20 protein-coding genes are annotated in these 17877 nt (G+C 62.3%); 12 read left to right on the forward strand and 8 right to left on the reverse strand.

Features of this window, described 5'->3' with window-relative positions:
- Positions 1-33 precede the first annotated feature (33 nt).
- On the reverse strand, positions 34-495 hold the full coding sequence (locus ACZ889_RS10545) for an Lrp/AsnC family transcriptional regulator (protein WP_003254691.1): 462 nt from the start codon (positions 493-495) through the stop codon (positions 34-36).
- Between the two features lie 92 nt (positions 496-587).
- Here ACZ889_RS10545 and ACZ889_RS10550 point away from each other — a divergent pair, with 92 nt between their 5' ends.
- Positions 588-1769 (forward strand): trans-sulfuration enzyme family protein, encoded by a 1182-nt coding sequence (locus ACZ889_RS10550; RefSeq protein WP_476257364.1) that lies wholly within the window; start codon positions 588-590, stop codon positions 1767-1769.
- Between the two features lie 686 nt (positions 1770-2455).
- Here ACZ889_RS10550 and ACZ889_RS10555 read toward each other — a convergent pair.
- Positions 2456-2692 (reverse strand): HP1242/YdcH family protein, encoded by a 237-nt coding sequence (locus tag ACZ889_RS10555; RefSeq protein ID WP_003254689.1) that lies wholly within the window; start codon positions 2690-2692, stop codon positions 2456-2458.
- Between the two features lie 252 nt (positions 2693-2944).
- Here ACZ889_RS10555 and ACZ889_RS10560 point away from each other — a divergent pair, with 252 nt between their 5' ends.
- The 4 genes from ACZ889_RS10560 (at position 2945) to ACZ889_RS10575 (ending at position 7118) form a co-directional block, all read left to right on the forward strand.
- Positions 2945-4582 carry a phosphoethanolamine transferase gene (locus ACZ889_RS10560; RefSeq protein WP_476257365.1) on the forward strand — a complete coding sequence of 546 codons (1638 nt, stop codon included), beginning with the start codon at positions 2945-2947 and terminating at the stop codon, positions 4580-4582.
- 177 nt (positions 4583-4759) lie between these two features.
- Positions 4760-5893: a ribonuclease D gene (gene rnd, locus ACZ889_RS10565; RefSeq protein ID WP_476257366.1), complete on the forward strand. Its 1134-nt coding sequence runs from the start codon at positions 4760-4762 to the stop codon at positions 5891-5893.
- Positions 5890-6183: a YcgL domain-containing protein gene (locus ACZ889_RS10570; RefSeq protein ID WP_003254683.1), complete on the forward strand. Its 294-nt coding sequence runs from the start codon at positions 5890-5892 to the stop codon at positions 6181-6183. The genes rnd and ACZ889_RS10570 overlap by 4 nt, the downstream gene beginning before the upstream one ends.
- 2 nt (positions 6184-6185) lie before the next feature.
- Positions 6186-7118, forward strand: coding sequence for a D-2-hydroxyacid dehydrogenase (locus tag ACZ889_RS10575; RefSeq protein WP_004575888.1), 933 nt, complete (start codon positions 6186-6188; stop codon positions 7116-7118).
- 112 nt (positions 7119-7230) lie between these two features.
- Here ACZ889_RS10575 and ACZ889_RS10580 read toward each other — a convergent pair whose 3' ends face one another.
- Positions 7231-7824, reverse strand: a complete 594-nt coding sequence (locus ACZ889_RS10580; RefSeq protein ID WP_003254681.1) for a nitroreductase family protein — start codon at positions 7822-7824, stop codon at positions 7231-7233.
- Positions 7825-7969: 145 nt separating this feature from the next.
- Here ACZ889_RS10580 and ACZ889_RS10585 point away from each other — a divergent pair, with 145 nt between their 5' ends.
- From ACZ889_RS10585 to ACZ889_RS10595, 3 genes are read left to right on the forward strand one after another with little or no spacing between them, the layout of a single operon-like run.
- Positions 7970-8419 carry a YcgN family cysteine cluster protein gene (locus tag ACZ889_RS10585; RefSeq protein WP_004575890.1) on the forward strand — a complete coding sequence of 150 codons (450 nt, stop codon included), beginning with the start codon at positions 7970-7972 and terminating at the stop codon, positions 8417-8419.
- 41 nt (positions 8420-8460) lie between these two features.
- Positions 8461-9669, forward strand: a complete 1209-nt coding sequence (locus tag ACZ889_RS10590) for a hypothetical protein (protein WP_003254679.1) — start codon at positions 8461-8463, stop codon at positions 9667-9669.
- 2 nt (positions 9670-9671) lie between these two features.
- The gene (locus tag ACZ889_RS10595) at positions 9672-9890 is read left to right on the forward strand and encodes an aldehyde dehydrogenase family protein (RefSeq protein WP_108078912.1); all 219 of its coding nucleotides are present in this window, start codon (positions 9672-9674) and stop codon (positions 9888-9890) included.
- A 64-nt stretch (positions 9891-9954) separates the two neighbouring features.
- Here the strand turns inward: ACZ889_RS10595 and ACZ889_RS10600 are convergent, their stop codons facing one another.
- Together ACZ889_RS10600 and ACZ889_RS10605 are read right to left on the reverse strand one after the other, a co-directional pair.
- Positions 9955-10425 (reverse strand): RNA methyltransferase, encoded by a 471-nt coding sequence (locus ACZ889_RS10600; protein WP_003254677.1) that lies wholly within the window; start codon positions 10423-10425, stop codon positions 9955-9957.
- 72 nt (positions 10426-10497) lie between these two features.
- Positions 10498-10869 (reverse strand): YajD family HNH nuclease, encoded by a 372-nt coding sequence (locus ACZ889_RS10605; RefSeq protein WP_003254676.1) that lies wholly within the window; start codon positions 10867-10869, stop codon positions 10498-10500.
- 132 nt (positions 10870-11001) lie between these two features.
- Between ACZ889_RS10605 and ACZ889_RS10610 the strand changes: the two genes are divergently transcribed.
- Complete coding sequence (locus ACZ889_RS10610) at positions 11002-11280, forward strand: hypothetical protein (protein ID WP_003254675.1); 279 nt, start codon at positions 11002-11004, stop codon at positions 11278-11280.
- A gap of 55 nt (positions 11281-11335) precedes the next feature.
- Here ACZ889_RS10610 and ACZ889_RS10615 read toward each other — a convergent pair.
- Positions 11336-12690, reverse strand: a protein-coding gene (locus tag ACZ889_RS10615; RefSeq protein ID WP_476257367.1) for an IS3 family transposase whose coding sequence is annotated in 2 segments (ribosomal slippage) — positions 11336-12214 and positions 12217-12690 — 1353 coding nt in all. Because the reading frame shifts where the segments join, the coding sequence is not laid out codon by codon here.
- Positions 12691-12792: 102 nt separating this feature from the next.
- Positions 12793-14835: a S9 family peptidase gene (locus ACZ889_RS10620; protein WP_476257368.1), complete on the reverse strand. Its 2043-nt coding sequence runs from the start codon at positions 14833-14835 to the stop codon at positions 12793-12795.
- Positions 14836-15014: 179 nt separating this feature from the next.
- Between ACZ889_RS10620 and ACZ889_RS10625 the strand changes: the two genes are divergently transcribed.
- The 3 genes from ACZ889_RS10625 to ACZ889_RS10635 are packed head-to-tail and all read left to right on the forward strand — an operon-like array spanning position 15015 to position 16831.
- Positions 15015-15512 (forward strand): hypothetical protein, encoded by a 498-nt coding sequence (locus tag ACZ889_RS10625; RefSeq protein ID WP_003254673.1) that lies wholly within the window; start codon positions 15015-15017, stop codon positions 15510-15512.
- A gap of 14 nt (positions 15513-15526) precedes the next feature.
- Positions 15527-16300: a class II glutamine amidotransferase gene (locus ACZ889_RS10630; protein WP_180688686.1), complete on the forward strand. Its 774-nt coding sequence runs from the start codon at positions 15527-15529 to the stop codon at positions 16298-16300.
- A 9-nt stretch (positions 16301-16309) separates the two neighbouring features.
- Entirely contained in the window at positions 16310-16831 is a 522-nt protein-coding gene (locus ACZ889_RS10635; RefSeq protein WP_003254669.1) for a DUF2937 family protein, read from the forward strand.
- A gap of 72 nt (positions 16832-16903) precedes the next feature.
- On the opposite strand, the gene ACZ889_RS10640 is transcribed toward ACZ889_RS10635, so the two are convergent.
- Positions 16904-17815: a LysR family transcriptional regulator gene (locus tag ACZ889_RS10640; protein WP_180688685.1), complete on the reverse strand. Its 912-nt coding sequence runs from the start codon at positions 17813-17815 to the stop codon at positions 16904-16906.
- Between the last annotated feature and the right edge of the window lie 62 nt (positions 17816-17877).

Here is a 17877-nt window from a genome sequence, read left to right on the forward strand (position 1 = left end):
CTGTGGGTTTGCCCGCGAAGAATCCAGCACCAGTCAGGCGCGATGCACCGGGTAAGCCGTGGTGTACTTCATCTGCTCCATGGCAAAACTGGAGGTGATGTTCGATAGCCCATCGGTACGGGTAATCAGCTTTTTGTAGAACCGGTCATACGCCGCAATATCACCCACCACCACCCGCAGCATGTAGTCCCAGTCCCCGGACATGCGGTAGCACTCCATCACTTCCTCGAACCCGGTCACGGTCGCAGCAAACTGCTCCAGCCAGGCGCTGTCGTGGCGCTGGGTCTTGAGCTGGACGAACACGGTAAGCCCCAACCCCAGCCGTTCGGGGTCCAGCAGGGCGACGCGGCCGAGGATGTAGCCGTCTTCCTCCAGGCGCTTGACCCGCTTCCAGCACGGTGTGGTGGACAGGTTGACGGCCTCGGCCAGGTCCTTCAGCGAGATCGAGGCATCACGCTGTAGCAGGGTAAGAATGTGCTGGTCAAAACTGTCCATATCGCGCGCTGGCCGTACAGGAAAATATTTCACAGATTACCCCAAGGCCAGACGATTTGGGTTGTGCGATAGTTGCAGCTTTCACTCTGCCAATGGGCCTGACCATGTCTGACAAGCCGCGCAATTTCGCCACCCGTACCATTCACGCCGGCGAGCAGTTCAGCGTTGCCGATAACGCCATTTTTCCGGCCATCGTCACCGCCAGTTCGTTCACCAAGCGCAGCCTGGACGATAAGCCGGAATATTCCTACAGCCGCGTCGGCAACCCCACCCGGCATGCCTACGAAACCTGTGTCGCTGCCCTGGAAGAAGGCGTGGGCGCTGTGGCCTGCGCCTCGGGAGTCAATGCCACCGCAACCGTGCTTGAGCTGCTGCCCAAGGATGCCCACGTGGTGGTGATGAACGGCGTGTACGGTGGCACGTTCCGCATCATGGAAGATTACCGCAGCCGCACCTCGGGGCTGACCACCACCTATGTCGATCTCAACGACCTTGAAGCCGTAGCGGCTGCGATCAAGCCGGAAACCCAGCTGATCTGGATCGAGTCGCCGACCAACCCGTTGCTGCACCTGGTCGACATCAAGGCGGTGTGCGACCTGGCCAAGGCCAAGGGCATCCTCACCTGCATCGACAACACCTTCTGCTCGCCGTGGAACCAGCGTCCGATCACCCTGGGTGTGGACCTGGTGATGCACTCGGCCAGCAAGTACATCGGTGGCCACTCCGACCTCACCGGCGGTGTGGTGGTGGCGGCCAATGATGCGTTGCTGGCACGCCTGCGCCGTATCAGCATGGCGATTGGGGCGGTGCAGGGGCCGTTCGACTGCTACCTGGCCCTGCGCGGTCTGAAGACCCTGGATGTGCGCATGGAGCGCCAGTGTGCCAATGCCCTGCAGGTGGCGCGCTTCCTGGAAGGTCACGCGCAGGTCGAGCAGGTGTATTACCCAGGGCTGGAAAGCCACCCTCAGCATGAGCTGTGCAAACGCCAGATGCGCAGTGGCGGGGCGGTGGTGGCGATGAAAGTGAAAGGCGACCGCGCCGCGCTCAACCGCCTGGTGGAGGCGCTGCAGATCTTTGTCCTGGCCGACTCGCTGGGTGGGGTGGAAAGCATGATCAACCATTCCTGGAGCATGTCGCACTGCTCGCTGAGCCCAGAACAGAAATGGGTGATGGGGATCAGCGAGAACCTGCTGCGGTTGTCGGTAGGGATCGAGGATTACCGTGACCTGGTCGAGGACCTGGATGGAGCGTTGAAAGCGCTGGTTGCTGTGTAGGGCTGCAGGCCTCTTCGCGGGCTCGCCCGCTCCTGCAGGTGGTAGGAGCGGGTTTACCCGCGAATACGGTAGCGGCGAGAACGGTGAACGGCCAGGGGCATTGGCCAGCAGGCCCGGCCCTTTCGCGGGTAAACCCGCTCCTACGACGGTCTGCACATTGGCGTAGGAGCGGGTTTACCCGCGAATACGGTAGCGGCGGCAACGGTGAACGGCCAGGGATACTGGCCAGCAGGCCCGGCCCTTTCGCGGGTAAACCCGCTCCTACGACGGTCTGCACATTGGCGTAGGAGCGGGTTTACCCGCGAATACGGTGGCGACGGCAACGGTGAGCGACCAGGGACATTGGCCAGCAGGCCCGGCCCTTTCGCGGGTGAACCCGCTCCTACGACGGTCTGCGCATTGGCGTAGGAGCGGGTTTACCCGCGAATACGGAGGCGACGGCAACGGTGAGTGGCCAGGGACATTGGCCAGCAGGCCCGGCCCTTTCGCGGGTGAACCTGTTTCTACGACGGTCTGCGCGTAGGGGGGTACCCGCGAATACGGTAGCGACGGCAACGGTGAACGGCCAGGGATACTGGCCAGCAGGCCCGGCCCTTTCGCGGGTGAACCCGCTCCTACGACGGTCTGCACATCGGTGTAGGAGCGGGTTCACCCGCGAAGAGGCCGGTGGATTCAATAAATGCCTGTCAGGATTTGGGCGGATGAATGATCCGTTCGATCTTGTCCTTGATCAGCAACCTTTCCTTGCGCAGGCGGTTGACGGCCTCGTCGTTGGTGCCGTTGCCTTCGGCGGCTACCACCTCCTTGTCCTTGGCGTTGTACTCCTTGTGCAGTTTGTGCAGGTCCTGATCCTTCTCTATGAGTGCCTGGAATGCATCAGCGGTAACGTGCAGGTCAGCGAGCAGATCGTGCGGAACTGGCATTTCTTCACCTCTGTCAGGGTTGTCGGTAAGGTCCTGACCATTGAGGATAGCTGTCTTTGCGCAGGCTTGTGACGGCGGTTCAGGCTGAATGGCAGCTGAATGGTTTTGAGATAATTGGTAAAAGACGCACCCTCACGAAATTGTTACCGACTTTTTCACAAAAAATTGATGACGTGCTTTCTAGAGTTCGCCCAACTTTCCCACAGTGCCATTTGGCCTGGGGGTGATAATCACTCTTGATTGCGAACGCTAATGCTCAACTTCAAATCCCTGCGGACTGAATGGGTCACGCTGCTGGCCAGTCTTTACCTGCTGATCGGCTTCAACATGTTCCTCTGGGAGCATCTGCAAGCGGCGGTTCCTGCCGGCCTGTCGGGGTTGTGGCTGAGTCTGGCGTTTGCTGTGCTGATGCTGTTCGCCTTCAATCTCATACTCACGTTACTTGCCTTCCGGTATGTATTGAAGCCGGTACTTATTGTGTTGTTCATCAGTGGCGCGGGCGTGGCTTACTTCATGAACCAGTACGGCGTACTTATTGACGCCGCGATGTTCCGCAATATGGCCGAGACCAATGTTGCGGAAGTGCGCGACTTGATGTCGTTCAAGTTTGCCGCGTATATCCTGCTGCTGGGCGTGCTGCCATCGGTGCTGCTGTGGAAGGCGCAGATCGCCTACCGCCCCTGGCACCGCGAGCTGCTGGGCAAGTTGGTGGTCAGTGGTGCCTGTGTGGTGACCATCGGTTCGGTCGCGTTGGTCAACTATCAAGGGCTGTCGTCGCTGTTTCGCAATCACCATGAATTGCGCCTGATGCTCACCCCCAGCAATATCGTCGGGGCCTCCATTGGTTATGTCGGCGAGCGTGTCGGTACGGCCTCGCGCCCGTTCCAGCATTATGGCGAAGATGCCAAGCGTGATGCGGCCTGGCAAAAACATGAGCGCAAGTCGCTGACCGTGCTGGTGGTCGGGGAAAGTGCCCGGGCAGACCATTTCGGCGTGCTGGGCTATGACCGCGATACCACGCCCAATCTCGCCAAAGAGCAGGGCCTGCTGGCGTTTTCCGACGTGCACTCGTGCGGTACGGAAACGGCGGTTTCGGTGCCTTGCATGTTCTCGGGCATGAAGCGCAAGGACTACGACGCCCGCGTAGCGAAGAACCGCGAAGGGCTGTTGGACATCCTGCAGCGTGCCGGCCTGGCCGTGCAGTGGCGTGACAACCAGTCGGGCTGCAAAGGCACCTGCGATCGCGTGCAGTTCATCGACGTCAGCAACCTCAAGGACCCGCAGCTGTGCGCCGATGGCGAATGCCATGACCAGATCCTGCTGCAAGGCCTGGACGCGTTGATCGACAACCTCGACAAGGACACCGTGCTGGTGCTGCACCAGATGGGCAGCCACGGCCCCGAGTACTTCAAGCGCTACCCCAGTGATGGCGAGCGCTTCACCCCGGTGTGCCAGAGCAACGCGTTGAACCAGTGCAGCGAGGAGGAAATCATCAACGGGTACGACAACACCCTGGCCTATACCGATAAGGTGCTGGCCTCGCTGATCGATACCCTGCGCGGCAAGCAAGACAAGGTCGATACCGCGATGATCTACCTGTCCGACCACGGCGAGTCGCTGGGCGAGTACAACCTGTTCCTGCACGGCACGCCCTACGCCATCGCTCCCGAGCCGCAGAAGCACGTGCCGCTGCTGACCTGGTTCTCCGACAGCTACAAGGAGGACTTCGGCGTCGATACCGACTGCCTGGCACGGCTCAGCGATGCCCCGCTGTCCCAGGACAACCTGTTCCACTCGATGCTTGGCCTGTTGCAGGTACATACCGAGCTCTACCAGCAGTCGCTGGACATGTTCGCCAGTTGCCGGCCCTGGCTGGCGGCCAAGCGCTGAAGCCCTGTGGGAGCGGGCAAGCCCGCGAACCCGGGCAAGCCCGGGTCTTACACCGTATTGCCTTCATTCGCGGGTGCGCCGGCTCCCTCAGGGTGGACTGCCCCCGAAAAGCGGGACAGTTTCACCCGCAGTGCCCGCGCCGTATATACTGCGCGCCAATGTTAGTGGGAGAGCCTTGTGGCCATCGAAATTCACTGGATCCGTGACGACCAGAGCCTGGCCGAACACTGCCGCGACTGGCACCAGCTGCCCTTCGTCGCCGTCGACACCGAATTCATGCGGGTCGACACCTTCTACCCGAAAGCCGGGCTGATTCAGATTGGCGACGGCCAACGCGCCTTTCTGATCGACCCGCTGCTGATCGGCAACTGGCAACCCTTGGCCGACCTGCTGGAAGACAGCGGTGTGGTCAAGGTGCTGCACGCCTGCAGCGAAGACCTTGAAGTGCTGCTGCGCCTGACCGGCAAGCTGCCTCAGCCGCTGTTCGACACTCAGCTGGCCGCCGGTTACCTGAACCTGGGCTTCTCCATGGGCTATTCGCGCCTGGTGCAGGAAGTGCTGGGCATCGAATTGCCCAAAGGCGAAACCCGCTCCGACTGGCTGCAACGCCCGCTCTCGGAAACCCAGGTCAGCTACGCTGCCGAAGATGCCGTGCACCTGGCCGAGCTGTTCAGCGTGCTGCGCCCGCGGCTGAGTGACGACAAGTATGCCTGGGTGCTGGAAGACGGCGCCGAGCTGGTAGCTGCGTTGCGCCGTGAAGTCGAGCCTGAAAGCCTGTACCGCGACGTCAAGCTGGCCTGGAAGCTGGCGCCTCAACAACTGGCAGTGCTACGTGAGCTGTGCGCCTGGCGCGAACGCGAAGCGCGCAACCGCGATGTGCCGCGTAATCGTATCCTCAAGGAGCACTCGCTGTGGCCCATGGCCAAAAGCCAGCCGAACAACCTGTCGGCCTTGGCCAAGATCGACGAGATGCACCCGCGCACCATTCGTCAGGACGGTGAGTGCCTCATCCAGCTGATCAAGCACGCCGCCAGCCTGCCGGCCGAGCAATGGCCAGCGCCCTTGCCCGAGCCGCTGCCGATCGAGGCTGCTGGCCTTCTCAAGCAGCTGCGTGCCATCGGCCAGGCCGAAGGCGAGCGCCTGGGGATTGCGCCCGAGTTGATGCTGCGCAAGAAAGCCCTGGAGGCGCTGCTCAAGAGCGGATACCCCAATGGCCCTTATCAACTGCCCGATTCGCTGCGCGGCTGGCGCCGTGAGCGCATGGGCCAGGCCCTGCTGGACAACCTGGCAGGTGCCGGAGAAACCCGATGAAACGCATTTGCTCGATCTACAAGAGCCCACGCAAGAACGAAATGTACCTGTACGTACTCAAGGCTGACGGCCTGGAACGCGTGCCTGAAGGGCTGCTGCCGTTCTTCGGCACCCCCGTGCACGCTTTTGACCTGGTGCTCAGCCCTGAGCGCAAGCTGGCCCGCGAGGACATCACCAAGGTGCTGGAGAACCTCGAAAGCCAAGGCTACCACCTGCAGATGCCGCCGCTGGAAGATGAGTACATCGAGCACCTGCCCGAAGAGCTGCTGCGCCGAAACGACCCCGTCTGACCATGCGTGTACTGATCGCTGAGCATGACCATGCTCGATACGCCGGGCTTTTGCGCGCCGCCGCGCCAGAAGTGGAAGTGTTGACCAGCGGCGACTCTGCCGAACTGGCCCGCCAGGCACCGCAGTGTCCGGTGTGGCTGGGCCAGCCGGACTTGCTGGCCAGTCTGCTGCGCCAAGGCCACAAGCCTGGCTGGATACAGTCGACATGGGCGGGTATCACGCCGTTGCTGGCCGACGGCCTGCCGCGTGATTACCGCCTGAGCCGCGCAGTAGGCATCTTCGGGCAGGTGATGGCCGAGTACATGCTCACCTATATGCTAGGCCATGAGCGTGAGGTGCTGTCGCGCCTGGTCAGCCAGGTTGAGCGGCGCTGGGATGACCGCCCGGGGCGCAGCCTGGAAGGGCGCAAGGTCCTCATTGTGGGTGTAGGCGACATTGGTCAGCGTGTGGCCGAGTTCCTGCAGCCGTTTGGTGTGGCGCTGTACGGCGTTGCCAGCAGCGCCCGTGAGCAGGCACCGTTCGTCGAGGTGGCGGCGCTGGCCGACCTGCCGCGCTTGGTTGGCCAGGTCGACTACGTGCTGAACCTGCTGCCGGATACCCCGGCGACTCATGACCTGTATGACGCCGCGCTGTTCAAGTGCTTCCAGCCCTCGGCCTTGTTCATCAATGCCGGACGTGGTGTGGCGGTGGTTGATGCCGACCTGGTCGAGGCGTTGAAGGAGGGCCATCTGGCCGGTGCGGTGATCGATGTGTGCCGCCAGGAGCCGCTGCCCAAGCAACACCCGTTCTGGACCGCCTGGGGCTTGCTGCTGACCGGGCACAGCTCGGCGCCCACCTCGCCGGCGGCGATGGTGCGCTTGTTTGCGGAGAATGTGCGAGCGTATGCGGCGGGGCAGGGGTTGCGTGGCGAAGTCGATTTCGCCCGGGGCTACTGATTGCTGTGGCCTGTACCGGCCTCTTCGCGGGTAAACCCCTCCAGCACAGGGTGGTGATATCCCCGTAGGAGCGGGCTTGCCCGCGAAGAGGCCAGCACGGCCAACACAAACCTTACAGGCTGAAATCGCCTTCAGCAGCCAGCTCGCTCAGCGGCTTGCGCGGGCTTGGCACTTCACGCGCCTGCAGGGCTTCATCCAGGCTGGCCTTGTCCCCCAGCTTGCCGATCGCCACCATGGCATGCAGTGCGTAACCTTCGGGAATCTTCAGTTCCTGACGTGCCAGGTCCTGATCGAAGCCGGCCATGCCATGGGTATGCCAGCCGCTGATGCTGGCCTGCAGGGCCAGGTGCCCCCAGGCAGAGCCCGTGTCGAAGGTGTGCCACAGGGCCGGTTTTTCTTCCGTAGCGCCCGGGGCCGCGAAGGTAGTCTTCGAAATGACCAGCACCAGCGCCGACGCTTGTTGCGCCCAGCTGCGATTGAAGGGCACCAGCAGGCTCAGGTAACGCTCCCAGTTCGGCGTGTCGCGGCGGGCATAAAGGAAGCGCCAAGGCTGCGAGTTATAGGCCGAAGGTGCCCAGCGGGCGGCCTCGAGGAAGCTCAGCAGGGTTTCTTCGCTGATCGGCTCGGCGGTGAAGGCGCGTGGTGACCAGCGGTTGATGAACTGCTCGTTGATGGCGTAATCGGCAATGCGGGGGTTGGCGCTCATGGCGGCTCCTGCAAACGGACGGGAAAAGCGCACGCTACTGCGTGCCGTCGCGACTGACAAGCGGTCTGGCTTTGCCGAAGGCCAGGCTCTAGACTGGCGCCGCCGCGCGCCGTGGCCCCCAAGATGAAGGCAGGAACCCTGTGTGATGATCGCTGAAAACGCGCCGTTCTGGCGGCGCAAGACCCTCGAACAACTCAGCCAGCAAGAGTGGGAGTCGCTGTGCGATGGCTGCGGCCTGTGCTGCCTGCAAAAGCTCGAGGACGAAGACGACAACAGCGTCTATTACACGCGCATCGCCTGCAAATTGCTGGACCTGGATACGTGCCAGTGCAGCGACTACCCCAACCGCTTCGCCCACGTGCCAGACTGCATCCAGCTTACCCCGGGCAAGGCCGACCAGTTCAAGTGGCTGCCGAGTACCTGCGGTTACCGTCTGGTCAGTGAGGGCAAGGACTTGCCTGCCTGGCACCACCTGGTCTGTGGCGACCGGCAACAGGTTCATGAACAGCGCATTTCCCAGTCGGGGCGTATGCTCAGTGAACACGATGTGCACGAAGACGACTGGGAAGACCACCTGATCTTTCGCGCCAGCTGACCGGCGCGGCCCGCTGCCTCGGGGAAACAAGGAGTTTCTGTATGCGTTGCCAGCTGTTGTTGCTGTTGGGCCTGATGGCCAGTTCGCCGGCCTGGGCGAAGAAGGTCGACCTCCACTACCAGGTGCGCTTGCTGCCTGCCAGCGGCCAGGCCGAGGTCCGCGTGACATTGGCCGAAGGCAGCGCCGTGCGCAGCCTGGACTTCGACTTGGGCAAGGCTGGGGCCTACAGCGGCTTCCAGGCCGATGGGCAATGGCAGCTGAAGGGGCAGCGTGGTATCTGGCAGCCAGCGGCCGGCAAGACCAGCCTCAGCTACCGTGTGCAACTGGACCAGAAGCTGGCCAGCGGCGCCTATTCATCACGCATCACCCCACACTGGGCACTGTTCCTCGGCGACCAGCTGATACCCCCTGCGCGCCTCGACCAGCAGGATGGTACCGAGCTGGTGGCGCGCCTGGCTTTCGACCTGCCCGAGGGCTGGAAGAGCATCGAAACGTCCTGGCCGCGTATCGGCAAGGGGAAGTTTCGCATCGACAACGTGTCGCGCTTGTTCGATCGCCCGACCGGCTGGATGCTTGCCGGCGACCTGGGCAGCCGCCGCGCTCGCCTGGGCGAGACCGAAGTGACCGTGGCCGCGCCGGTGGGGCAGGGCATGCGGCGCATGGACAGCCTGACCTTGCTCACATTCGTCTGGCCACAACTACAAGCTGTGTTCCCGCGTAACCCGCCCAAGCTGCTCTTGGTCGGGGCGCGTGACGGCATGTGGCGAGGGGCTATGGCTGCGCAGGGCTCGTTGTACCTGAACAGTGCCCGGCCCATGGTCAGCGAAAACGGCAATAGCCCGTTGCTGCGCGAATTGGTGCAACTGTTCGCGCAGATTCACGGGCGTGACGGCAGTGACTGGCTGGTAGAGAGCCTGACCGATTATTACGCCAACGAGTTGCTACGCCGCTCGGGCGGGATGAGTGATGACCGTTACCAGGTCTGGCAGGCGCGTCTGAGCAAGCAGGGCGCCAAGGTCAACCGGCTCAAGGGTGAACGCGCAAGCCCGGCCCAGGTGGCCCGCGGCGTGATGCTGTTGCAGGCGCTGGACAAGGAAATCCGCATTCACACCCAGGCCAAACGTTCGTTGGACGATGTGGTGCGGGGGCTGATGCGCCTGCCCAGCGTCAGTACCGAAGACTTTGTGCAGATCAGCGAGAACGTGCTGGGGCGGCGTTCCGATGTGTTGCAGAGCAAGGTGCTGCACTAGGCATCCCTGCGCCTGACAATCGGCAGGGCGGCATCGTCTGCAAGTCGCATTTCAAGCGTATCAAGTCGTACCTGGAATACACCGCCGAGCAGAAACTCAGCATTGTTCACGGGGCGAAACCGAGGTTGGGGAGCGTGCAGCCAACCATCGTCGGCAGCGTTGATCGCGACAACCCATGGTTTGTCGAGGCAATGTTCGGCCCGGTTTCGGTGCTGTTCTGACGGAGCTCAGCACTCGGTCGCCCTGTGTTGGCAGGTCTGTCCTGCCGCCGCAGTGGCGGCCTTTTTATTTGAACTTGGGCCCCGAGCGGGTATTCAGCCCCTTGGCCAAGCGGTCGTACAGCACCACATTCACCGTTGCCGCCAGGTTCATACAGCCCTCGGTCGGGATGTAGATAGTCTCTTCACACCATCCCCGCACCTCTTCGCTTAACGAGCCATCCTCTGGCCCGAAGATGTAAATGGCCCGATCCGGATGGGTGTAATCCGGCAATGGCCGCGCACCCTCCACCAGTTCTACCGCTACTGGCGTGCAGCCCAGCGGGATAATGCGCTGCAGGTCGTCGATGCCGATCAACGGGATGTCGTAGTGCACGCGCTTGGTGTCGGTGACGAAGTCACGTGCGCGTTCATAGCGTTTGCCCGTGTAGAACACCGAATTGACGCCATAGCAGCCCGCTGCGCGCATCACAGAGCCGACGTTTTCTGCCGACTTGGGGTTGAACAGGCCGATGCAGCTGTATCGTTTGTTTGCCACGTACCGGGGCCCTTCGCGAAAAAAAGTGCGATTATACGGGCTGCCCGGTAGCAGCGGGGGGCGAATCGATGGTCAGTCTTTCTTCAGCATGCCCGCCAGCCCGGCAAACGGGTTGTGCGTAGCCTTGGCAATGCTCGGGGTGCTGGTGGAGCCTTCGCTGAAGTACTGCTGGTCGGTGTAGCGCGAGTGTTCGTTGTCGTGGCAGTACAGGCACAGCAGCTCCCAGTTGGAGCCGTCCTGAGGATTGTTGTCGTGGTTGTGGTCACGGTGATGCACGGTCAGCTCGCTCAGGCGCTTGCCGGCGAACTCGCGGGCGCAGCGGCCGCATACGTGCGGGTACATTCTCAGGGCCTTGTCGCGGTAGCCCATTTCCTTGTCGCGCTTGGCATCGGCCAGGATGCGGTCGAGGCGCGCGGTGGCGGCGGCAGAAGAGGTGGAGCTCATGGTGTTTCCTTTGTTCTGATCAGGCAAGTGACGGTTATGCCATTGAGTCTAGCGCGCTTGCAGGTCAGGCGGACAGGCGAAAGCGTTGAATTAGGCGTAGCCTGTAGAAAGGTTCCCGACAGGAGGTTGCTGATGTTTCACGCGATCCTCGCCGCGCTGTTGATGGCTGGCCTGCCCTTGGCAGAAGCTGCCAGTACGCCACCCAGGCTCACGCCGCCAGTACCCGGCGCGCCCGGTACGCCGACGCCTACGCCATACCCGCAGATTACCCCGAGTACGCCGCCCAAGGCTTATGACAGCCAGCCGGGGGCGCCCTTGTTGCCGCCGATGCCAGTGCCCGGCCCGCCGAAGGATCAGCCATTGCCCGGGTTGCGACAGGACCCGCCAAAGCCGGTTGTGGAGGATGATTGACGGGCGGGAGCTGAGGGCGTCTGGGGCTGGACTGCCCCCCAAAAGTTGGACAGTTTTAAGCTGCAGCCTGAGCCCTGTACTCCACAGGGCTCAGGCCATTGAGCCTCAGCTTGATGCGATCATGGTTGTAGTAGTGAATGTACTCATCCAGACCCGCTCTCAGCTCATCAATGCTCTCGAAACGCTTCAGGTAGAAAAACTCAGACTTGAGCGTGCCGAAGAAGCTTTCCATGGCCGCGTTGTCCAGGCAATTGCCTTTTCGAGACATGCTCTGCTTTACCCCACATTCGCTTAGCTTACGGCGGTATTGCGCCTGCTGGTAATGCCATCCCTGATCCGAATGCAGCACGAGCTTCGGTTTCTCTCCCAGGCAATCGAGCGCTTTGCCAAGCATGTTCCCAACCAGGCTATAGCACGGGCGGCTGGCCATTTCGTAGGCCACGATTTCGCCGTTGTACAAATCCATCACGGGCGACAGATAGAGCTTCTGCTGAGCTACTTTGAACTCGGTTACGTCAGTCACCCACTTTTGGTTTGGGCGTTGAGCGATAAAATTTCGCTCCAGTACATTCGCTGCCACTTTACCGACGGTACCTCGATAGGAGCGATATTTCTTGGGGCGCACTACTGATTTCAATCCCTGCTCAGCCATCAGCCGTTCAATGACCTTCTTGTTCACCCGCTTTTCCTTCCTGATTACGAGTGCGATACGGCGATAACCATAAAGCCCTTTCTGCTCGTGGTAGACGCGATGCACCAATGCCTTGAGCTCAGCATGCCGATCTGGCTTCTGCTGAGCTTTGAGCTGGTAGTAGAAGGTGCTGCGCGCCAGCTCGACCAGTTGAAGGAGGTCAGGCAAAGGAAATCTGCGCTTGAGTTTGGAAACGATCAGGGCTTTTTCCCGCGTGTTCGTTCCTTTTCCTCGCGCAGAGCCTTGAGCTCCTTTAGGACAGCATTCTCCATGCGTAGGTACTCAAGTTCAGCCATCAGCTGATCTCGAGACTTCTGATCATCATTGGTATCGGTGGGTTTGGCAGGCTTGATCTTCTTCGACACGTCGATTGGCTTTCTTGGCTTGATGGCAGTAGAGGGTGCAGGACTGCCACTGTAGTACTGCCGCTGCCAAATGCCTATCTGAGAGGACTGCCCAAGACCAAAGTGGGCAGCGGTCTGGCGCAGCGAAAGCCGATGCTCGTGCATATAGCTAAGCACCTGCTGTTTGAAATCACTGGTATAGCGCCGCCCATGCGAGCCTGGACCAATGCCATTATTGGCCTGATAACTGGCCACCCAGCGTCGAAGCAGGCTGAAATCGATACCTAAGTGTTGAGCCACCTTTCGGAAACCGTTGCTGCCATCCAGGTAGGCTGTGATCGCTGTGAGCTTGAATTGCTCGGTGTACTTACCCATAGATCCCCCAAGGGTTGGATTGGTGTCCAACTTCTTGGGGGCAGTCCATCCTGTGGGAGCGGCCTTGTGTCGCGAAAGGGGCGCAACGCGCCCCCCGCTCTCTCAAAGGATACCCAGCTCGCCAAACACGAACGCATACTCCAGGGCCACATCCTTCAACCCTTGGTACCGCCCGCTCATCCCGCCATGCCCAGCCCCCATCTCGGTCTTGAGCAGCAGCAGGTTGCTGTCGGTCTTGAGTGTGCGCAACTTCGCCACCCATTTGGCTGCCTCCCAATACTGCACGCGGCTGTCGTTGTAGCCCGCCACCACCAGCATCGCCGGGTAGGCCTGCGCTTTCAGGTTCTCGTACGGCGCATAAGCCTTGATCCGTTCATACACCTCCGGCTCCTCAGGGTTGCCCCATTCGTCGTACTCGGTCACGGTCAGCGGCAGCTCCGGGTCGAGCATGGTGTTAAGCACGTCGACGAACGGCACTTCGGCAATGGCGCAGCGGAACAGCTCAGGGCGCAGGTTGAGCACCGCGCCGATCAACAGGCCGCCAGCGCTGCCACCACTGATGGCCAGGCGGTCGGCGGCCGTCACGCCCTGGCTGATCAGGTGCTCGGCGCAGGCGATGAAGTCGCTGAACGTGTTGTGCTTGTACTCCTGCTTGCCGGCACGGTACCAGGCCTCCCCCAGTTCGCCACCACCACGCACGTGGGCGATGGCAAAGGCCACGCCGCGCTCCAGCAGGCTCAGGCGCGCATGTGAGAACCAGGGGTCGAGGCTTTCGCCATAGGCACCATAGCCGTACAGGTACAGTGGCACGGTCTTGCCCAGGTCCTGGCGGCGGCGTACCAGGCTGATCGGCACCTGGGTGCCGTCCGCTGCGGTTGCCCACAGGCGCTCACTGACATAGTCATCGGCATCGAATGCACCGAGCACCGGGGTTTGCTTGAGCACCACCTGGGCGCCCGTGGACAACGCCAGCTGGCGCACCTGGGCCGGGCGGTTGAGTGCTTCGTAGCGCAAGCGTATGCGAGTGCTGGCAAATTCCAGGCTGTCCTGCACGTACAGGCTGTAGGCGGCGTCTGGCAGTTCGACGCGGTAGGCCGGCAAGCCCTGCGGGCGTACTTCGATGATCGGCAGGCCGCCTTCGCGCAGGCTCAGGGTGAGGGCACCGGTGTTCAGGCTGAGGCCTTCGAGCATGACCGCGTCGCGGTGCGCCACCAGCACCTGCCACTGTTCGCGGCTTGGCACTGGAGCGGCTGGCGCGTGGTACAGGGCGAAGTTGATGCCATCCTGGTTGGTGCGGATGAACCAGCGCCACTGGCCGTCGAGTTGGCCATGGTCGGGGAAGTATTCGTGGCCTTCGACGCGCGGCGCCAGGCAGGTGAACGGCGCCTGCGGGGTTTCGGCGTCCAGCACCCAGGCCTCGCTGGTGGTCTTGCTGTTCAGCAGCAGCACCAGCTGACGCTCGGAACTGGTGCGGTAGCAGTGCAGGAAGAAACGCCCGTCTGGCTCTTCGAACACGGTGTGCGCGGCGTCGGTGCCCAAGGTGTGGCGACGCAGGCGCCATGGGCGGTGGGTGTCGTCCAACTCTGCGAAGAATAGCGTCTGGCTGTCGTTGGCCCAGGTCAGGCTACCGTCGCAGTCGTCGAAAGGCAGGGCAGTGACACGGCCACTGGCCAAGTCTTTGACGTACAGGGTATAGATTTCGTCGCCGCTGGTGTCGAGGCTGTAGGCCAGCAGGCGGTGGTCGGGGCTGATGTTGAACGCGCCGAGGGAGAGGAAACCGCCGTTGGCCAGGGCGTTGGGGTCGAGCAGCAGTTGCTCCTGGCTTTCATCGACGGTGTTCGAATCGTGGGCCGGACGTGGGCAGCGGTAGTGACGCGGGTATTCGTCGCCGGCGGTGGTACGGGTGTAGTACAGGTAGGGGCCCCAGGGCGCCGGCAACGAGAGGTCGGTCTCCAGGATGCGGCCTTTGATCTCTTCGAACAGTTGCTCACGCAACGGTGCCTGGTCGGCCAGGCAGGCTTCCTGGTAGGCGTTTTCAGCGTGCAGGTAAGCGAGTACCTCGGGGGTATCGCGCTGTTGCAGCCAGGCATACGGGTCGGTGGCCTGGTCGGCTTGGGCAATCGGGGGTTGGGGCTTGGCTGGCATTGAAGATCTCTTGATTGGGGTTGTCTGTGCCGGCCTCTTCGCGGGTAAACCCGCTCCTACCTCGGTGCGATCCCGGTAGGAGCGGGTTTACCCGCGAAGAGGCCGGCACAGGCAAACACTGTCTGCGCCCGGAAAAGTGTTTATCATAGGCATCTCTTTGCCTGGCTTGCACGAACACCATGACCGAGAACGACTACACCTTCGCCTGGGGCTTGTACGCAGTAGCCGCCTTAGGGTGCCTGCTGGTGGGCTTCAAGCTCACCGGCTGGATGTGGCGCTGGCTGCGCGAACCGCTACGGGTGGTGCTGGCGGTGCTGCTGCTGACCCCGACCATCGTCGACCCGGTCAAGGACAGCTTCGCCCCTGCAATCGCCATCACTGCGCTGGATGTCGCTTTCAAGGTCGGCAACAACGCCTGGCGCGCTGTGTCCGACTTCGCCATGTACGGCATGATCGCCTTCGGCCTGTACTTCCTCTTCGTGCTGCTGCGCTGGCCGCTCGAAAAGCGCGCGCACGCACGCCGTGAGCAGGCCGAAGCCGCCGCCAGGCGTCAGCGGGCCGAGGATGACCAGCTCGGCACCCAGGCGCCGCTGGCTGCCGAGCGCAGCGACCGTTACCGTGACGACTTGCCGCCAGCCGCTACGCGTGGCGCAGGCCGGGTCGAGCCTCGTCTGTAAACGGAGACACGCCTATGTGCGAACTGCTGGGCATGAGTGCCAACGTCCCTACCGACATCGTTTTCAGCTTCACCGGCCTGATGCAGCGGGGCGGGCGTACCGGCCCGCACCGTGACGGCTGGGGTATCGGCTTTTACGAAGGCCGCGGCCTGCGCCTGTTCCAGGACCCGGCCGCGAGCAGCGAGTCGGAAGTGGCCAACCTCGTGCAGCGCTACCCGATCAAAAGCGAAGTGGTGATCGGTCATATCCGTCAGGCCAACGTCGGCAAGGTGTGCCTGTCCAACACCCACCCGTTCGTGCGGGAAATGTGGGGCCGCAACTGGTGCTTCGCGCACAACGGCCAGCTGGGTGACTTCAAGGGCCTGGCCAGTTTCTACCGGCCAGTGGGCGACACCGACAGCGAAGCGGCCTTCTGCGACTTGCTCAACCGCATCCGCAGCGCCTTCCCCGAACCGGTGCCGGTGGAACAGCTGCTGCCCGTGCTGGTCGAAGCCTGTGCCGGCTACCGTGGTCAGGGCGTGTTCAACTGCATGCTCAGCGACGGCGACTGGCTGTTCTGCTTCTGCTCGACCAAGCTGGTGCACATCACCCGCCGTGCGCCATTCGGTGCCGCACGGTTGAAGGATGTCGACCTGATCGTCGATTTTCATACCGAAACCACCCCCAACGACGTGGTCACGGTGATTGCCACCGAGGCCCTGACCGAGAACGAGACCTGGCACCGCTACGCGCCGGGTCAGTGGGCCCTGTGGCGGCACGGCGAGTGCGTGGCGCACGGCCAGAGCTAAGGACGCTGCATGTTCAGAAGTTACCTGCGATTGCTGTTGTTCACCTTCGGCCTGCTGGCCGGTATCCAGGTCCCGGGGCTGGTCAAGGACTATAGCCAGCGGGTCGAGGCGCACCTGTTCGAATCGCGCGAGGCACTCGATGGGTTCCGGCAAACGGCCGAGCGCTTTTTCAAGGGCGACTTGCAGGCACTGCTGCAGCACTACCGCAGCAGCGACGACCCGGTATTCAACAGTGATGCCAACAGCATCGAAAGCCTGATGATCCGCAACGAACTGCTGGAAAACGAATGGCAGGTGCTGCAAGGGTCATGGGCTGAGCGTACCTGGCATGTGCTGGTACAGGCCGACCCGCAGTTGCGTGAAGAAACCCTCAATGGCTACAGCTACCAGATTCTGCTGGTGCCCGAGGCGATTGGCTGGGGTGTGGGTGCCGGTTTTGTGCTGGCCTTTGTGGTCGAAAGCCTGTTGCTGGGGATTGGCTGGCTGATCCTGGGCGGGCGGCGCAGGGTGGTGAAAGAGAGCTGGCGCTAAGTTCTGCTGTACCTGTACCGGCCCTTTCGCGGGCAAGCCCGCGAAAGGGCCGGTACAGGCAGAGACTGTTGTTCAGACCAGCACGATCCGCTGCCCCCCCACATCCCGCGCATACCGCTCCAACACCTGCCGGCAAACCCCAACCACCTCATCGACCAACGCCACCCCGGTCTGCCACGCCACCACCAGCTCAAGGCTCGGCGGCGGCTGTAACCCTTCCAGCAGCACCAGCTCGCCCCGGCCCAACTCGGCATCCACCAGCGCCGGCGGTAGCGCGCCAATGCCAAAACCGTCGCGCAACAGCCGGGTAATCGCCGCCACCGAGTTCACACAATTCAACCGCGGCGCCTCTGCCCCCGCAGCCTGCAGCAAGCTCAGCACCTCCTGGTGTGGCCGTGAATTCTTCGAGAAGGTGATGATGCGCTCGCGCCCAAGTTCGGCCAGCGACGCATAGTCCCGGTGCTGGTGGGCGCCTGCGGCCACCACCCAGCCCATTGGGTAGCGCGCCAGGTCGAGGCTGCGGATCGATTGCTCGCGCAGCAAGTCGGTCTGCAAGATCACGTCAAGAAAGCCCTTCTGCAGCTGCTCGCGCAAGTTCAGCGCGGTGTCGGCCACCAGTTCGATTTCCACCTGCGGGTAGCGCTCGGTCAGCTCCGCCACCAGCGCGCTCATCCAAGTGTGGATCACAGTATCCATTACCCCGATGCGAATGCGCCCGACCTTGGTCCGGTCGCTGTCCAGCGACTGCTTCATGGCCTTGGCGGTTTCCAGCATGCGTTCGGCGTATTCCAGTACCTTGCCGCCCTCCGGGGTCAGGCTGACGCCGCGGGAGTCGCGCAGCAGCAGCTTCACGCCCAGGTCAGCCTCCAGTGCGGCAATACGGCTGGATACCGAAGCCTGGGTGGTGAACAGCTTTTCTGCCGTCAGGCGGAAGCTCTTGAGCCGGGCGACCCAGACGAAGGTTTCGAGGAAGCGAAGGTTCATGATCAGTTTTTCTTGTTCCAGACCGGCGGTTTTTTTCGTTGGACGCAGGCGAGGTGGCCTCT

This window comes from Pseudomonas sp. TE3895 (assembly GCF_056278855.1).

What these genes read in the sequence shown, in the direction of transcription:
- ACZ889_RS10545 (WP_003254691.1), bottom strand. Translation starts at nt 495, where the DNA reads ATGGACAGTTTTGACCAGCACATTCTTACCCTGCTACAGCGTGATGCC.
- ACZ889_RS10550 (WP_476257364.1), top strand. Translation starts at nt 588, where the DNA reads ATGGGCCTGACCATGTCTGACAAGCCGCGCAATTTCGCCACCCGTACC.
- ACZ889_RS10555 (WP_003254689.1), bottom strand. Translation starts at nt 2,692, where the DNA reads ATGCCAGTTCCGCACGATCTGCTCGCTGACCTGCACGTTACCGCTGAT.
- ACZ889_RS10560 (WP_476257365.1), top strand. Translation starts at nt 2,945, where the DNA reads ATGCTCAACTTCAAATCCCTGCGGACTGAATGGGTCACGCTGCTGGCC.
- ACZ889_RS10570 (WP_003254683.1), top strand. Translation starts at nt 5,890, where the DNA reads ATGAAACGCATTTGCTCGATCTACAAGAGCCCACGCAAGAACGAAATG.
- ACZ889_RS10575 (WP_004575888.1), top strand. Translation starts at nt 6,186, where the DNA reads ATGCGTGTACTGATCGCTGAGCATGACCATGCTCGATACGCCGGGCTT.
- ACZ889_RS10580 (WP_003254681.1), bottom strand. Translation starts at nt 7,824, where the DNA reads ATGAGCGCCAACCCCCGCATTGCCGATTACGCCATCAACGAGCAGTTC.
- ACZ889_RS10585 (WP_004575890.1), top strand. Translation starts at nt 7,970, where the DNA reads ATGATCGCTGAAAACGCGCCGTTCTGGCGGCGCAAGACCCTCGAACAA.
- ACZ889_RS10590 (WP_003254679.1), top strand. Translation starts at nt 8,461, where the DNA reads ATGCGTTGCCAGCTGTTGTTGCTGTTGGGCCTGATGGCCAGTTCGCCG.
- ACZ889_RS10605 (WP_003254676.1), bottom strand. Translation starts at nt 10,869, where the DNA reads ATGAGCTCCACCTCTTCTGCCGCCGCCACCGCGCGCCTCGACCGCATC.
- ACZ889_RS10610 (WP_003254675.1), top strand. Translation starts at nt 11,002, where the DNA reads ATGTTTCACGCGATCCTCGCCGCGCTGTTGATGGCTGGCCTGCCCTTG.
- ACZ889_RS10620 (WP_476257368.1), bottom strand. Translation starts at nt 14,835, where the DNA reads ATGCCAGCCAAGCCCCAACCCCCGATTGCCCAAGCCGACCAGGCCACC.
- ACZ889_RS10625 (WP_003254673.1), top strand. Translation starts at nt 15,015, where the DNA reads ATGACCGAGAACGACTACACCTTCGCCTGGGGCTTGTACGCAGTAGCC.
- ACZ889_RS10630 (WP_180688686.1), top strand. Translation starts at nt 15,527, where the DNA reads ATGTGCGAACTGCTGGGCATGAGTGCCAACGTCCCTACCGACATCGTT.
- ACZ889_RS10635 (WP_003254669.1), top strand. Translation starts at nt 16,310, where the DNA reads ATGTTCAGAAGTTACCTGCGATTGCTGTTGTTCACCTTCGGCCTGCTG.
- ACZ889_RS10640 (WP_180688685.1), bottom strand. Translation starts at nt 17,815, where the DNA reads ATGAACCTTCGCTTCCTCGAAACCTTCGTCTGGGTCGCCCGGCTCAAG.